The 14,973-nt window shown below is 29.9% G+C and carries 17 protein-coding genes; 1 reads left to right on the top strand and 16 read right to left on the bottom strand.

Annotation, left to right across the window (positions count from 1 at the left end; all coding sequences use genetic code 11):
* Positions 1-214: 214 nt before the first annotated feature.
* On the bottom strand, positions 215-1,561 hold the full coding sequence (gene rseP, locus AQ1685_RS01430; RefSeq protein ID WP_095068958.1) for an RIP metalloprotease RseP: 1,347 nt from the start codon (positions 1,559-1,561) through the stop codon (positions 215-217).
* 157 nt (positions 1,562-1,718) lie between these two features.
* On the opposite strand from rseP, the gene AQ1685_RS01425 reads away from it, so the two are divergent.
* Positions 1,719-2,393 (top strand): SCO family protein, encoded by a 675-nt coding sequence (locus AQ1685_RS01425; RefSeq protein ID WP_095068957.1) that lies wholly within the window; start codon positions 1,719-1,721, stop codon positions 2,391-2,393.
* A gap of 21 nt (positions 2,394-2,414) precedes the next feature.
* On the opposite strand, the gene AQ1685_RS01420 is transcribed toward AQ1685_RS01425, so the two are convergent.
* From AQ1685_RS01420 to AQ1685_RS01350, 15 genes are all read right to left on the bottom strand, one after another.
* Positions 2,415-3,638 (bottom strand): hypothetical protein, encoded by a 1,224-nt coding sequence (locus AQ1685_RS01420; RefSeq protein WP_157730042.1) that lies wholly within the window; start codon positions 3,636-3,638, stop codon positions 2,415-2,417.
* Positions 3,625-6,120 (bottom strand): DUF2339 domain-containing protein, encoded by a 2,496-nt coding sequence (locus AQ1685_RS01415; RefSeq protein ID WP_095068955.1) that lies wholly within the window; start codon positions 6,118-6,120, stop codon positions 3,625-3,627. Before AQ1685_RS01415 ends, AQ1685_RS01420 begins: the two co-directional genes overlap by 14 nt.
* Before the next feature lie 195 nt (positions 6,121-6,315).
* Entirely contained in the window at positions 6,316-6,660 is a 345-nt protein-coding gene (locus tag AQ1685_RS01410; protein WP_095068954.1) for an SdpI family protein, read from the bottom strand.
* Between the two features lie 6 nt (positions 6,661-6,666).
* Positions 6,667-7,536 carry an acyl-CoA thioesterase gene (locus AQ1685_RS01405; protein WP_095068953.1) on the bottom strand — a complete coding sequence of 290 codons (870 nt, stop codon included), beginning with the start codon at positions 7,534-7,536 and terminating at the stop codon, positions 6,667-6,669.
* 32 nt (positions 7,537-7,568) lie between these two features.
* Complete coding sequence (locus tag AQ1685_RS01400) at positions 7,569-8,768, bottom strand: peptidogalycan biosysnthesis protein (RefSeq protein ID WP_157730041.1); 1,200 nt, start codon at positions 8,766-8,768, stop codon at positions 7,569-7,571.
* Between the two features lie 175 nt (positions 8,769-8,943).
* Positions 8,944-9,129 (bottom strand): hypothetical protein, encoded by a 186-nt coding sequence (locus AQ1685_RS01395; protein ID WP_095068952.1) that lies wholly within the window; start codon positions 9,127-9,129, stop codon positions 8,944-8,946.
* Between the two features lie 77 nt (positions 9,130-9,206).
* Positions 9,207-9,845 carry a hypothetical protein gene (locus AQ1685_RS01390; RefSeq protein ID WP_095068951.1) on the bottom strand — a complete coding sequence of 213 codons (639 nt, stop codon included), beginning with the start codon at positions 9,843-9,845 and terminating at the stop codon, positions 9,207-9,209.
* Positions 9,846-9,858: 13 nt separating this feature from the next.
* Positions 9,859-10,113: a SemiSWEET family sugar transporter gene (locus AQ1685_RS01385; RefSeq protein WP_095068950.1), complete on the bottom strand. Its 255-nt coding sequence runs from the start codon at positions 10,111-10,113 to the stop codon at positions 9,859-9,861.
* 15 nt (positions 10,114-10,128) lie between these two features.
* Positions 10,129-10,554 carry a hypothetical protein gene (locus AQ1685_RS01380; RefSeq protein WP_095068949.1) on the bottom strand — a complete coding sequence of 142 codons (426 nt, stop codon included), beginning with the start codon at positions 10,552-10,554 and terminating at the stop codon, positions 10,129-10,131.
* Positions 10,551-11,144, bottom strand: coding sequence for a 4'-phosphopantetheinyl transferase family protein (locus AQ1685_RS01375; protein ID WP_095068948.1), 594 nt, complete (start codon positions 11,142-11,144; stop codon positions 10,551-10,553). The genes AQ1685_RS01380 and AQ1685_RS01375 overlap by 4 nt, the downstream gene beginning before the upstream one ends.
* Positions 11,144-11,395: an acyl carrier protein gene (locus AQ1685_RS01370; RefSeq protein ID WP_095068947.1), complete on the bottom strand. Its 252-nt coding sequence runs from the start codon at positions 11,393-11,395 to the stop codon at positions 11,144-11,146. The genes AQ1685_RS01375 and AQ1685_RS01370 overlap by 1 nt, the downstream gene beginning before the upstream one ends.
* A gap of 4 nt (positions 11,396-11,399) precedes the next feature.
* Positions 11,400-12,674 (bottom strand): beta-ketoacyl-[acyl-carrier-protein] synthase family protein, encoded by a 1,275-nt coding sequence (locus tag AQ1685_RS01365; protein WP_173862338.1) that lies wholly within the window; start codon positions 12,672-12,674, stop codon positions 11,400-11,402.
* Positions 12,675-12,678: 4 nt separating this feature from the next.
* Positions 12,679-13,122 carry a 3-hydroxyacyl-ACP dehydratase FabZ family protein gene (locus AQ1685_RS01360; protein WP_095068945.1) on the bottom strand — a complete coding sequence of 148 codons (444 nt, stop codon included), beginning with the start codon at positions 13,120-13,122 and terminating at the stop codon, positions 12,679-12,681.
* Position 13,123: 1 nt separating this feature from the next.
* Positions 13,124-13,924: an enoyl-ACP reductase FabI gene (locus AQ1685_RS01355; RefSeq protein WP_095068944.1), complete on the bottom strand. Its 801-nt coding sequence runs from the start codon at positions 13,922-13,924 to the stop codon at positions 13,124-13,126.
* Positions 13,918-14,970: a type III polyketide synthase gene (locus AQ1685_RS01350; protein WP_095068943.1), complete on the bottom strand. Its 1,053-nt coding sequence runs from the start codon at positions 14,968-14,970 to the stop codon at positions 13,918-13,920. Before AQ1685_RS01350 ends, AQ1685_RS01355 begins: the two co-directional genes overlap by 7 nt.
* Positions 14,971-14,973 lie beyond the last annotated feature (3 nt).

Raw genomic sequence — 14,973 nt, 5'->3', positions numbered from 1 at the left:
AACTTGCCCGCATTGTGGTTCGAATAATCGAATCAGAAAAAGAAGGACTGGTGTAGCTAAACACATTCCTTTTTTAAAATTTTACAACTGCTTAGATTGTAGAAACAACTATTATTGGATCACTCCTTTCAATTTTTCTTTAAAAGTAAAACCCACATCCTAGTTTATTTTTAGAATGAAGGTTTATTTTAAATCATATTTAACCTTATCTATTCTACTTAAATAATCTTACAATGTCATTACCATTAGCAAAGATTAATAAGGCTAATAATATCACAAAACCTACTAATTGAGCATACTCTAAAAACTTATCCCCAGGTTTTTTTCCTGTGATCATTTCCCATAATGTAAACACAACATGTCCTCCATCTAAAGCAGGAATAGGTAGTAAATTCATAAAACCTAACATGATTGATAAAAATGCAGTGATATTCCAAAACGTTTGAGCACTCCATTCAGATGGAAAAATACTTCCTATAGAAATAAATCCTCCTAAACCTTTGTAAGCCCCAGTACTTGGGTTAAATATCTTTTTAAGTTGCTTAACGTATCCCGTTAAAGTACTCCAAGATTTATCTAATCCTGCTGGTATCGCTTCCCCGAATGAATACGTTTTTGTTTCTAAATTGTAATACCCTAACTTCTCTAAATCTTTTAAAGGTATGGCTGCAAAACCTACACCTAACTTACCCTCATCATTAACTTGTACTTCTATACTTTTTGTAGCATCTCCTCTTCTTACTTTTATAGAAGTAGTTGTTCCTTTTACTTTTTCAAAAGCTCCTTTAGCCTCATCAAAATACTTAATAGGTGTATCTCCAACAGAAATGATAATATCTTTCTCTTGTAAACCTGAGTTATAATTTGGCGAATTCTTATCGATAGATGTAACTACAAAAGGATATCTAGGTAAGATAAAGCTTCCAGCATCTCTACCTCTATCAACTAATTTTGATATAAAATTTACTGGAATTTCTTTTTCAATTTTCTTTCCATTTCTTTCAATAACGAAACGTTCACCATTTATTAATTCAATTGGAATTTGATTAAATTTTTTAATCAGCTTTCCATCTACAGAAATTACTTTATCTCCTGTTTCAAGTGTTAAGCTTTTAGCTAGCTCATCTTGCACCCAAAGTCCATCTTTTACATTCTCATTTGGTAGATACTTTTCACCATACACCCACATTAAACAGATATAAATTAAAATTCCTAAAATGAAATTTACGATTACACCACCTAACATAATGATTAATCTTTGCCATGCTGGTTTTGATCGAAATTCCCAAGGTTGCGGTTCTCCTTGCATTTGTTCAGTATCCATACTTTCATCAATCATTCCTGCTATTTTCACATATCCTCCTAAAGGAATCCACCCAATACCATATACTGTTTCTCCAACTTTCTTTTTAAGTAATGAAAACTTGTAATCAAAGAATAAATAGAACTTTTCAACTTTAGTTTTAAATAATTTTGCTGGTATAAAATGTCCTAATTCATGAAGTACAATTAGTAACGATAAACTTAAAATAAACTGTGATGCTTTTATAAATATTTCCATAAATGGTTTGTAGTGTCTTTTCTATAAAATTTAACAAATGTACGCTTTTAAGTAGAGTTGTAAAAATTGCTTATTTCTTCTTTTACATGTTTTAACAAAGATTTTAGGAATCCCTTTTTATAAGCCGTATTTTTGTACTAGAATTACATCATATCTAATGAATATTGCTTTTTTTAAAAAATCGAAATATACTTTTATCTTTCTAATTTTCTTTTCAATAGTTGCTCTACCTTGCTACTATTTCTTAGTTAAAGTTGAAAAAAGATTACCTATTTACAATCCTGCAGATGTTAATCCGAAATTAGTAGATAAATCTATTCGTATGTTTACTAAAAACCATACGATTTCAGACTTTCATCTTATCAATCAAAATGGTAAGAAAATCACTCAAGAAGATTACAAAAATAAAATTTATGTAGCTGATTTCTTTTTTGCGACTTGTAAAGGAATTTGTATCCCAATGGCAACAAATATGGTGAAATTACAAGAGCACTTTGAGAATGATGATGATATTCGTTTTCTTTCTCATACTGTTATGCCAGAAAAAGACTCTGTTCCTGCTTTAAAAGCTTACAGCAGACGAATGGGTGTTATTGATGGAAAGTGGAATGTAGTTACTGGAGATAAAAAACATATTTACGAACTAGCTAGAAAGAGTTACTTTGCTGTTTTAGATGAAGGTGATGGCGGCGAAAGTGATTTTATTCATACTGAAAATTTTATTTTAATTGATAAAGAACGAAGAATTCGTGGTATTTACGACGGAACTAAGTTTGAGAATATGAAACAGATTATTGATGATATTCTACTGTTAAAAGAGGAATATGAATAAAAAACGGTTTTGTACTTATTTTTAAGTATTGGTAGTATCTTTTCCAATATCTTTTATCAAACTAAGTGCAAAATAAACAACTAAAAGTCCGCCTAAAACAATACAAATCCACATAAACATAGGAGTCTGCCAAAAAGCTTGATTTTTTGTATCAGTTACTACGGTTAATTTTCTAAAATTTGAAACCCCTATACTTTTGATCCCTGTAGTTTTATTCGAAATGAAATTACCTAAATTATATGAAGGTTTTTTTAAGCTCTTGTCTATTTCTATACTATAATTATCAGTTTTATTCAAACTAGAGATTAAATACAAAGGTTTCTGAAAAAGCTTTACATTAATAATATCTAAAGGTAAATTGTCTTTGTTTTCTATAGCTATCGTGAAGCTTTTCTCATTTAAGTTTCTCAGAATAAAAGTGTTATTATTATTTGAATTCAGTTGAATTTGATCAATTGCATGATTGTAAGTTTCTTCACGTTTTTTTACTTTTCGAGTTCTTTTTGTGAAAATTTTCGCATTCCTTAAGTAGAACTTAGTATTGATCTCAAAAGATATATAATCTATTTTTGAAGCAATGTCTGCTGAAAAATTTAATAATGTCGTTTTGTTCTCTTCGTTTTGATTGATATTCAACTGGTAATTCTCTATCTCAACAGGATTTTGTTTAAATGTTTCACTTGTATATATCCCTGCTTCTAGAATTTCTATTGGTAATGAATAAGAATCATCAAAATCAATTCGTAAATATCTGTAAGAATTTAATGGAAAATTAATTGTTTTTTCAACATCTAAGTTTTTTGAGCTAGTAATGTGTGTGAGTCTTTTATTCGATACCAAACCAAACCAATTTTTTTCATCGTTACTTCCTAAAACCGAATAATTCTTAGTAATGGCAGTATTCGAAATTTTTAAAATAATATGTTCACGCTTTTTTCCTGAAGTGTTTTCTAAACCAATAGAGGTTATAGAATCTTTAATAATACTTTTGGAAGCTATTGGAATAGATGTAAACTTCGAAAATTTTCGGTCTGTATTAAAAACTAAAACATATGGAATTTCTTTATCGCTTGTATTTTTAATTCTTAAAGTATTAAAATTCTCATTACTTGCAGAGCGTATGTCTTGAGTAAGTTTTATTTTATAAAGTCCATCTTCCTTAATTTCATTTATTGATCCCTTATAATCTTGACCAAATCCATTAAAAAGAATAAAAAAAGCGAATACGGTATTATATATTTTCATCTGTTTTATTTTCTGAATCTTCTTCAACAACTAACTTTCTTATTTTTTGATATACAAAAGAGATAATCAAAATTAAAACACCCAATAAAATAAAAGCTATTATTTTTCCTGTTTCAGATACGTTTTTAATATCATAAACAAAAAGCTTTAAGATGGTTATTCCTAATAAAGAAAGTGCTATTATTCGTAATGTTTTCCATTGTTTTTTGATACCTACAATTAAGAATATAAAAGAAAAAAGTCCCCATAAAATAGGATATCCTATTTTAATAATTTGACTCTGAACACTTTTTATTTGAGCTGTTACAAATCTATATTTTGCATAATAATCTCCATTTTCTCCCGAAAATCCTTTAGTTAACGCAACAGTATCTGTAGCTTCTGAAAACACTAACCCATGAATCATTACTTCGTTACTAAATACATATACTATAACAAAAACAAAAATCCAAGGTAACCATTTGTTGTTTTTAATAACACCTAAAGAAGAGTTTTGCACGAATTGATATCCAAAGTACAGTAAACAAGCCAAAATAATATAATGGAAATAATATGCATAATTACTTTGTGTACCCAAGTTAAAGTTTTCAATTATTTCAAACTTTGGTAAACTGTAAAAATAGACAACATAAAAAACTATAGAAATAGCACTAAAAAAGAGCATTCCTTTTATAAATTCTTTTTTAAATTTTATTGCTAAAAATAGTAGTATAGCTATAATCGTAAAATGATAAGTTACAGGAAATGCTAAAGCACTATAATAATTTTGTATCGTTTGATATGACTGATAGTTTATCTCTAAAAGACCTGTTAAATAACTTAAAACAGTTCCTACGACAAGTAATAAAGCGCTATAAAACTTCATCTCTAAGAAAATATATTTATTTTCTATGTTGTTTTCATTTTTCACCAAGAAATAGGTAATAAATAATGAAATACTAGTTATAAAACCTGAAATAAATAATGGGTTTAAAATAATAGTAAAATCTTGTTCTAGATACGTGTATTTCCACCAATCCATGAATAAACTAATCACAGTAAGTATTTGAACAATAACAGCGCCTATTTTAAATGAATCAATCTTTGATTTTTTCGAAAGCCAAAACAACAATACAACTTCTAGTGCCCAGAAAATTGTAATTTGATTTCCTTCAAATTGAATTGGTATAGTTAAGGTTACAAATGTTAAAGCTAAACCAACTAAGAGATAAATTGCATTTTTATCTAATCCGAACTTCTTATATAAAATCGTTGCATATATTAAGTTATAAATGGCTAATGAAAGTGTAAATAATCCAGTAAAATTAGATTCCCAACCTTTTAAAATAGTCATTCCTATTCCAAAGAAATAAAAAGTATTAGCCATTAAAATGAAATATTCTATTTTAGAAAAAACACCTTTATTTCTTAAATTATTTAAAACAATAGTGATGCTAAAAATGAAGTAAAATAGAGTAGCGAAAGTTAAAGCTCCAAAATGAGAAAAGTATTTTTCATTAAAATCTGCAAAAAGCCAACCAGCAAATAATACAATTGTAAAAACAAAATCTAGTATTGTAGCTATTTTCCACTTTCTAAAATAAGATATTGCTAAAATTCCGATATTTAATAAAGCTATGTAGCTAAACAAGACTATATAATTCCCTTCACCTGTACTTACCATAAACGGAGCAGCAAATCCACCAATTAAAGATAATACAGCCAATTCTTGTCGATTGTAAGAAATAGATACTAAAGCACTAAAAGCTGTAATTACTGTCATTATTGAAAACGCTATAGTCTGACTGAATAATTGATATTCATGAAAACCAATATAAATAGTAAAGTAAAAAATACTAATTGCACCTGCTACTAATACCGAACTAAACGCTGCATAATTCTTCTTTAATTTATGTGCAACTCCCATAACTAATGCTCCACATAAAACACCTATACCAACTCTTGCTGGTTCATTAATCCAATCTTTATCAATAGCATATTTAACAAAGAAACTTATTCCTAAAACTAAAATTAAAATCCCAACTTTGTTAATTAGGTTTTCACCAATAAACTTCTCTAAATCTGGATTTTTCTCCTTAAACGTCTCAAACCACGATTTTTTTGGCGTTTGTATTTTTTTAGGTTCAATTATTTTTTCAGGTACTGGAGCAGTCTTTTTCTGATCATTAAAAGAGTGCTGGGAACGAACAACTTCAGCTGGCTTTTCAACTGTCTCTTTTTCTTTAGATAAATCTGGAGTATTTATTTCCTTTTCCTTAGGAGTATAAATCGGTGGTATTGGCTCTGGTTCCTTTTCAACACGAGTTGGTTCAATATTTTCTTTTTCTGATAATAATGACTGCGATTTTAGTTTTTCTTGTAAAGATCGTATTCGCGCATTTAAAATATCAATAGTTTGTTCTAACTTTTTAAACTTTGAATTGATATTATTATTGATACTTATAAAACCAATTACAAGTATTAAAAAAACAAGAGTTTCCATATCATTCTTTTTTGTAAATGTAACTTTTTTCCTGTTTACACCTACTACAAATCTATTTTTGTATGGAATTGGTTATTAAATGACAAAAAGCAAAGAATAAATTTAGCCACAACTTCCCTTTGATAATTTCAGCTTTATTAAAATAGCTATCATCGTAATTGACAAATCAAAAGTAAATTTCAACTGAAAAACACACTATTTTAATTTCTTTCCTTCTTTATCAAAATGCTTATTTAGTTCTTGTTCTGTTTTAACTACAGAAACAGCTAAACATAGTACTAACAAAACCATAGGTTGCCAACTTAATTTAGGGTTTATAAATGCTAAGGCAAAAGCTCCTAGGAAAGATATTCCAGAATATAACAAAAACTGTTTGTTGAAATAGTTATTAGCAAAGTCCCAAATTTTCTGATTCTGCATAGTTCGGAAAGTTCTATAACCGTAAAATGAATTGATCTTTTTTGCTGGAAAAAAGTAAAATATTAAACTAAAAAGGAATAATAATCCGTTAACAGATAATACATATAAAAAAGGACTCATATAATTTTATTTTTTTCTTGGAGGTCGCATTAAACCTTCTTGTGCTACAGAAGCTACTAATTTTCCTTCTCTTGTGTAAATATTACCACAAGCAAATCCTCTAGCTCCATAAGAATTTGGACTTTCGATTGAAAACAGCATCCAATCATTAAAATCAAAATCACGATAAAACCACATCGAATGATCTAGACTTGCCATTTGAGTATTTCCAAAATGCGCTTTACTTGCGTTTGGATACAAACAAGCTGTTAAGATATTATAATCGGATATGTAAGTTAATATTTGTTGTTTCTGGGCTAAATTCAAGTTAGAACGATCTCCTTTTAATTTAAACCAAACATCAACAACAGGAGGTAAATCTTTTTTATCAAACGGATTTACAACCTGAACAGGCTTAAATTCTATTGGTCTTTCTATACTTAAAAAAGCTTTCATTTTCTTGGGAAGAAAATCACCAAACTGATCTAACATATCAGTCCAACTTAGTAAATCTTCTGGTTGCTTAATTTCTTTTTTAACAGGCATTTGATGCTCATATCCTTCTTCTTTTTTATGAAAAGAGCATGCCAGAATAAAGATGGTTTTTTCTCCTTGATGCGCAGTTACTCTTCGTGTTGAAAAACTTCCTCCATCACGAATAGTTTGTACATTATATACAATGGGTAATTCTAAATTTCCTGGTTCTAAAAAATAAGAATGTAAAGAATGTAAAATTCGTTTCGAATTTACTGTTCTGTATGCGGCATTTAATGACTGTGCTAAAACTTGACCTCCAAACACATTCGGGCTACCAATATCTTTACTAATTCCACTAAAATTATTATCTCCCTGATCTTCAAGCGTAAGAATATTTACGAGCTCTGTAGTATTCTTCATAAGGCTGATTTTATACCTTAAAAGTACTCTTTTTAACTCTGCTTAACAAGAGTTTTAGCTTTAAATGGATACTTCTGTTGAAAAGGAGTTGGTTGAATTTTATCAATAAAACACTTCAAAATTTTATTTGGAATACTGTTTTTATGTCTAAAATAAATAGTTAAATCTTGAGGTTCAGCTCCAACAGAACTTTTGATTTCACTAGCAGTTCTACCAAAATTGATCTGTTTTAAATTCCTAGTTATCGCAATATTTATATAATCGTAAAGCATGCGTTGGTAAACAGCATATTTTCTATTGTATTGATAAGAAATACCTACAAAATGAGCATCCAAATTCTCTTGATTGATCATTCCAGATAAAAAACCAACTAATTTATTATTTAGAAGATATCCTTTAATAATATAATCTCTTTGTAAATTTTCTTTTAATACAGCATAAGAACGGATATTAAATTCACCTAAATTAAAGCCTGCTTTAGACGATACACTTTTATAAAGTTTTTCCATGTCCTTTAAGTAAAGATCGATATTGCTTTCTGTAATATCGATTTCGTTTAATCCTGCACTAAGTTCCATCGCTTTTTTAGCTTTTACACGGAATTTTGTTTTCATCGCAGCTAAATAGTCATCAAAATTTGACCAATCTTGATCGATTTGCATTAGCATGTTAGGCTCAACATTGAACGAATGATAATTGTACCCTAAAAGTTCGTCACTTATAAATAAAGATTCGTGTTCAAAATCTTTAAGCATAAAGCCACTTACTTTATAGTCGAAATGACCTTCGTCATTAACTAGCTGAAGTACCGATTTTGCGATTTGCTTAATTACTTTTTGCTTGTCTTGTCCTTCTTTTATGAAAATACCATGCTCTCCACTAACAAATGTATTTCCACAGGTTAAAATTTTTAAAGGTTTTTGATCAGATAATAGATGTAACTTTCGACCTATCCTTTTAATAAACTCAACTATACTTTGTAATTCATTCTGAACACTGTCTAAATAAAAGTTTACTATCTGAACTGTTGAAAAAGCTATAGGTTTATAATGGTCATCGAATAAAACTACGTACCAAAAATCTATATTTTCATGATATTTTGAAATAGCAGATAAATAATTCGGATTAAAATATAAATCGTTTGTACAATTTAACTCTTTCCAAATATGTTCTGGAATATCTTCTACTGTAGGATAGTAATTTGCGTTCTGTATTTTTTTACAAATATTCAATTGACTCGTTTACTGTTTATATGTTCGACTTATTGCAATTTAAACCTTAAAAAAACAAATTTATAATACTCGTTTGAGTTTTAGCTTTTTTTTACAAAATTACCATATAAATACATGTAAAAAAAGCCCGTAAAAACGGACTTAAATTTTTTATGATAGTAAGAAAACTTACTTTTTAAAATAATTTCTTCCAAACATTATTTATACAAACATAAGGCACTACGGTAATGCAACTCACAGGCATTCCTACGGTACAAAAACCTCCTTCCGAAGGACAAGAAAAAGTAATTCCTCCTTTAATTTGTTGTTGATCTTTTTTTTCAAGTTTTTTTGCGCCTGTAAAGCTTAAAATTTCTTTCATGATATTTAGATTTTAATAGATTAATTACATAAATCTAAACAATTCTTAAAGCATTAACAAGCTGAAATTCATTTTATTTACATCTTTCTCTTTAACTTTCTTATGGTTGATGAACTTAAATAAAATAAATAAAAACCAGATAATATTGTTGCTAACCCTAAAACAGAAAAAATACGCAATGTCCAATTTGTAATATGATCTCTAGTTTCAAAATCCATAACATGTAACATCCATAAAAAATCGAAACGTCTCCAATTATCGTTTCTTACTGAAGTAATTTTAGCTAACTGAGGGTGAACATACACTTTTGTATTCGTAGAATGTTCTAATTCTACAACATAAACTGGCAATGGTTTTTCTCTATACTCGTGATCTTTAGTTAAACTATCTTTAATAGCATAGACACTATTACTTAATGTTAAAAGATAATTTTTTGAAACAGTTTTAACTCGTAAAAGACTATCTTGATGCACTACAATTCCTTCAATATTTTTAATAGGTTCTTTTATAACTCCTAAAAGTTTACGAACTGGTTCATTGAATTGAAAAGCAAAAGTGTGCTCCGATTTATCTAATAAAGTTTTACCGTGAACATCTTTCATATTGTTCCAGCTAAAGTACAACCCTCCAATTGTCCAGAATAAAAACTGAGCCCCTATAAAAAGACCTAAATAACGATGTGTTTTTCTAGTTCTTAAATGAAGTTTACGTGACATTAAGTATAGTTTACTATTTGTATTTAAGCTTCATTATTATTAGCATAACTGCTGAAACTCCTGTAACTGTATTTGCTAAAATTATAGGCAAACTATTTAAGTAAATACCATAAATCAACCAGCAAATAATTCCTGTCAGAAAAATAGTATACATAGTAAGTGATAATCCTTCTGTAGATTTTGTTTTCCATGTTTTATATACCTGAGGTAAAAAAGAAGCCGTAGTTAAAAATGCTGCTAAATACCCTAAAATCTCATGAAATGGCATAATAATATTTCAATTTTAATCGCCAAAGATAGCGCTATAAATCTTACCAACCATCATGTTTCCGATAGGAAAATACAAACCAAAAAACATAGTCATTCCTAAACTGAAATTCCTGATATTAAAAAGTTTATCTAAAATATTATCAGGATACGCATAAGAAGTTTGTAACGCGTAACCTAAAAATTCCAATACACCCATTGCTATTAATCCGTACGCATATTGCATATGAAATGGTAAACCACGTAAAAGCAACGATATTGGTATCATGTAAAAGATATAACACGTAATTACTTGCCACCAATAAGTAAATCTTGCGATTTCAACAGCAGCACCAAAATTATTCATTATGGTTCCCCATATAAAGTATACGATTGCATAGGTTAAAACTAGTTTTTTATCTACTGAAAATTGCAATTTTGCGTAAGCGATAAATTCTTTCATGAGTTTAGATTTAAGATTGAAACTGCGCCATAATTACCGTGATGGGTAAGTGATATATTAACTTCTAAAGTTTGATTATTGACTTTAACTTCTGGAATACCTAATGCTGTTTTTTCTATCTGAATAATTTCTGAATTCAGATTATATTTTTCTGCAATTCTATTTTTTAATTGACTGTAAACAGTTGCTCGTTGTGTACTGAAATCACTTTCTTTTAAAGGAAAACAAAAAGTATCGACACTTAACAAATTGCCTACATCAGAAATTGCAGTGGAATAGATATAATTTTTATTCGTGGTGGTTTTCGTAAGATACTTTTCATTATTTATGATTACCGATCCTTTAGAAGAATTAGTAACAGTGCATACGAGTTTTTTAGGAGCAAAGAAACGTTCTTTACGTTTTCTAACATAGATTTTGTAAACACTCTCTTTCATACTCCACAATTGCCAAACTGTAGTAAAACTACATTTACTTTCTAGTATATGTTCTTGTTCTTCAGATGTAAAAATCTTATCTAAAAAACCGTCACGTTGCCAATTACTTTGCTTTCGTGTAAAGTTGATATCTACAATATCATTCCCAATCATTACGAAGCTAATTTATCTTTAATAATTGCTATTGCGTTTTTTACATTTAACATTTGCTCCATAGCATCGTTATCTATTTCGATATCAAACTCATCTTCAACATCTAAAACTACATCCACTAAATTAGCAGAATTGATTTTTAAATCATTAATAAAATCAGTCTCTTCCGTTAAATTATCAAAAGCCGCTTGATCTTGAATATAAGGTTTAACGATTTCTTTTAATTTAGGTATTAGTTCTTCGTTTGTCATATACTTATTGGTTGTATTTTTTAAATATTACGCATCCATTTACGTCACCAAAACCAAAACTTGCTTTGGCTATAATATTAATTTTTGTATCTATTTTTTCTTTTGGAATTCGTGTTGGATCTATTTCAGCTAAAATATCTTGATGAATATCTTCACAATTTATTGATGGAAATATAAAATCGTGATGTAACTGAAGAACAGCAGAAACACTTTCGATACTTCCAGCAGCGGCTAAACAATGACCAATCATTGATTTTAATGAATTGATATAAGGAAAATTCGCCCCTTTTCTTCCTAATGCTTCTGACCAATTTTGAATTTCAAAAGCATCTTTTGATGTAGCCGTTAAATGTCCATTAATCACATCAATTTCATCCGCAGTAATTCCTGAATTTCGAATTGCATCTGTAATACATCGCTGTACAGCTATTCCATTTGGTGCAGTCATTGTTCCTCCATTTCTTTGTCCGCCAGAATTCACTGCTCCACCTAAAACTTCTCCATAAATAGTTGCCCCTCTTTCCAACGCACTTTCTAAAGATTCTAACACCAAAGCTCCAGCTCCAGCTCCTGGAACAAAACCAGATGCTGTTGCACTCATTGGTCGAGATCCTTCTTCTGGATTCTCATTGTGTTTATATGTCATTACACGCATAGCATCGAAACCACCCCAAACGTAAGGTCCGCCATCACTACAACTCCCAACTAACATTCGACTTGCTTTGCCTGAAGCAATTCTATCGTAACCCATTAATATCGCTTCCGTTCCGGTTGTACAAGCAGAAGAATTTGTAGTTACTTGATTTCCTAAACCGAGTTTACCGCCTAAATATGCGCTAATTCCGCTAGCCATAGTTTGAATAACCGTTGTGCTACCTAAACGTTTTACTTTATGAGCATCAACTTTATAAATAGCTTCACGAAATTTTTCAACTCCAGAAGTTCCAGTTCCAAAAACAATTCCTGTATCAAAGTCTAAATCACTTTCTTTATCAACTGTAAAGCCAGCATCGTTCCAAGCATCTATTCCTGCAATACAACCGTATAAAATTCCGGAACTATTAAAACCTCTCAATTCTAAAGCCGTTAAATAATCTAGTTTTTTCTCTTCGGTAATTATTGGAAGTCCGCCAATACAACACGAGAAATTTAGGTCTTTTAAATCTTGATGAAATGTAATACCAGAAACACCATTTTTAATCGCATTTGTAAACGACTGTATATCGACTCCATTCGGAGCAACAACACCTAAACCTGTTATTACAACTCTTTTATTCAACTGATTATTTTTTATTCGTTAACATTCCAGCGATTTCACCTCTACACACTAATTCGCCTTTAGCATTCAGCATTTTTACATGACATTTCAATTTATTGAATCTGAAATATTGTTTTTCAGAAATAACTGTTACTTTCTCTTCAGGAAATACAGGAAGAAAAAAATCAATAGCATGAGATGTTAACGCTATTGCTAGTTTTTCTTCTAACACGCTTTCTTTTCCTAAAAGATAAACACCGAGACAAACTACACCAATTTGCGCCATTACTTCCGTTAATATGACTCCCGGTGTTACTGGATTATCTTTAAAATGTCCTTGATAATAAAATTCTTCTTTTTGAAATGTATACTGACCTGTAACTCCTTCTTCAGAAATATTGATGATTTCATCAACAAATAAAAAAGGTTTTTCATAAGGTAATACTGTTATGATTTGTTCACTTGTCATGCTACACTATATGTTCTCCGCCGTCCACAGGAATAATACTTCCATTAATCCATTTGGCTTCATCTTTACTTAATAAATATACCACATTTGCAACATCTTCTGGTGTGGTTAACCGTTTAAAAGGATTCGTTTTTAATACGTGATTTTTTATGGTTTCACTTCCTGGAATTCGTTGAAATGAATTTGTATCGGTAACACCTGCTTGAATACAATTCGCTTTAATTCCATAAGGAGCAAACTCTAAAGCAATGTTTCGAGTAATCGCTTCTAAAGTTACTTTAGCCGCAGAAACAGCTGCATAATTTTGCCAAACCTTCTGATTTCCTTCACTTGTAAAACTTATAATTCTAGTGTCATCAGCAAATAACTTCGCAGTAAATAACGCCTTTACCCAATCGTATAAACTAATTGCCATGGCATTAATAGTTAGACTAAAATCATCGTTTTTTAATTGTGTCGATTCATCTTCAGCTACCATCGGTTTTAAATTTCCTTTGGCAATACTGTGTACAAATATTCGAATCTTTCCAGCTGATCCTAAATTCTCTTTTAATTCTGAAATAACATGTGCTCTTTTCTCAGTATGTAATGCGTCTACATTAAAAGCTAATAATTGAACATTTTCATTACGAATAATTTCAAAATCATTTTCAATGCGTGACATATCAGATTTTCGATCTCGGTGCAAAACACAAATATTCAAACCGTGTTTTGCTAGCTTTTTAGCTGTTGCTAAACCTAATCCGCTAGAACCACCTAAAATAACAGCCCACTCATTTTTATGTGTAAATTCTCTTACCATTCTAATAAAATTCGTTGCGCTGAAAATCCGGGTCCAAAACTCAACATTAATCCTTTATCTCCTTTTGGTAAATCTCTATCCATAAAACGTTCTAAAACATATAAAACAGTAGCACTAGACATATTTCCATATAATTTTAAAACTTCTTTCGTATCTTCTATATTCTTTCCTAGTTTTCCAAAAAGATCTTCTACTGTTTGTACGATTTTCTTTCCTCCTGGATGAAAAACTAAATGATCTATATCTGATATACTTAGCTTATTCTTTTCTAAAAAAGGATGAATAATCTTCGGAAAATGATTTGAAATGGTCTCAGGAACAGATTTATCTAACACCATTTGTAATCCGGTATTTTTCAAATTGAATCCCATCATGTGCGTTGCATCATAAAAATGATACATCGCTTCATCTAAGATTTGCGGACCAACTTCATCTTCATAAGACGATAAAATAACTGCTGAGGCTCCATCTCCAAAAATAGCAGCGCTTACAATATTTACCATCGAATAATCTTCTAACTGAAACGTAGCTGTTGGTGATTCTACTGCAACTACTACTGCTCTTTTATTCGGGTTTGCTTTTAAAAAGTTTTTCGCATAAATAATTCCTGAAACTCCAGCTGCACAACCCATTTCTGTCACAGGTAAACGAACAATATCTTGTTTCATTTCTAAGCTATTGATTAGATAAGCATCTAAAGACGGAATCATAATTCCTGTACAACTTACTGTAATAATATAATCAACTTCATTTGCGGCAAGATTTGCTTTCGCCAAAGCTTTTAACAAAGCTTGTTCTGCTAACTTTGTACATTCTCTGGTGTAGATTTCGTTTTTCTCTTCAAAAGAGGTATTTAGAAAAACATCTTCTGCATCCATAATTGAATAACGTCGATCTACACCTGCGTTTTCGAAAATTTTAATTGCCTTTCGCTGAAAACGTTCTTCTTGACCAGACAACCATACTTTTAAATATGGTAAAATTTCTTTTGTGTTTCTTGTATATTTTGGAAGCTGCTTTGCAACTGATGTAATTCGTACGCTCATAAA

The organism is Tenacibaculum jejuense (assembly GCF_900198195.1).
GTDB classification, from domain to species: Bacteria; Bacteroidota; Bacteroidia; order Flavobacteriales; family Flavobacteriaceae; genus Polaribacter; species Polaribacter jejuensis.
The sequence above is the reverse complement of the archived record's forward strand: the minus strand, read 5'-3'. Positions and strand labels throughout refer to the sequence as shown.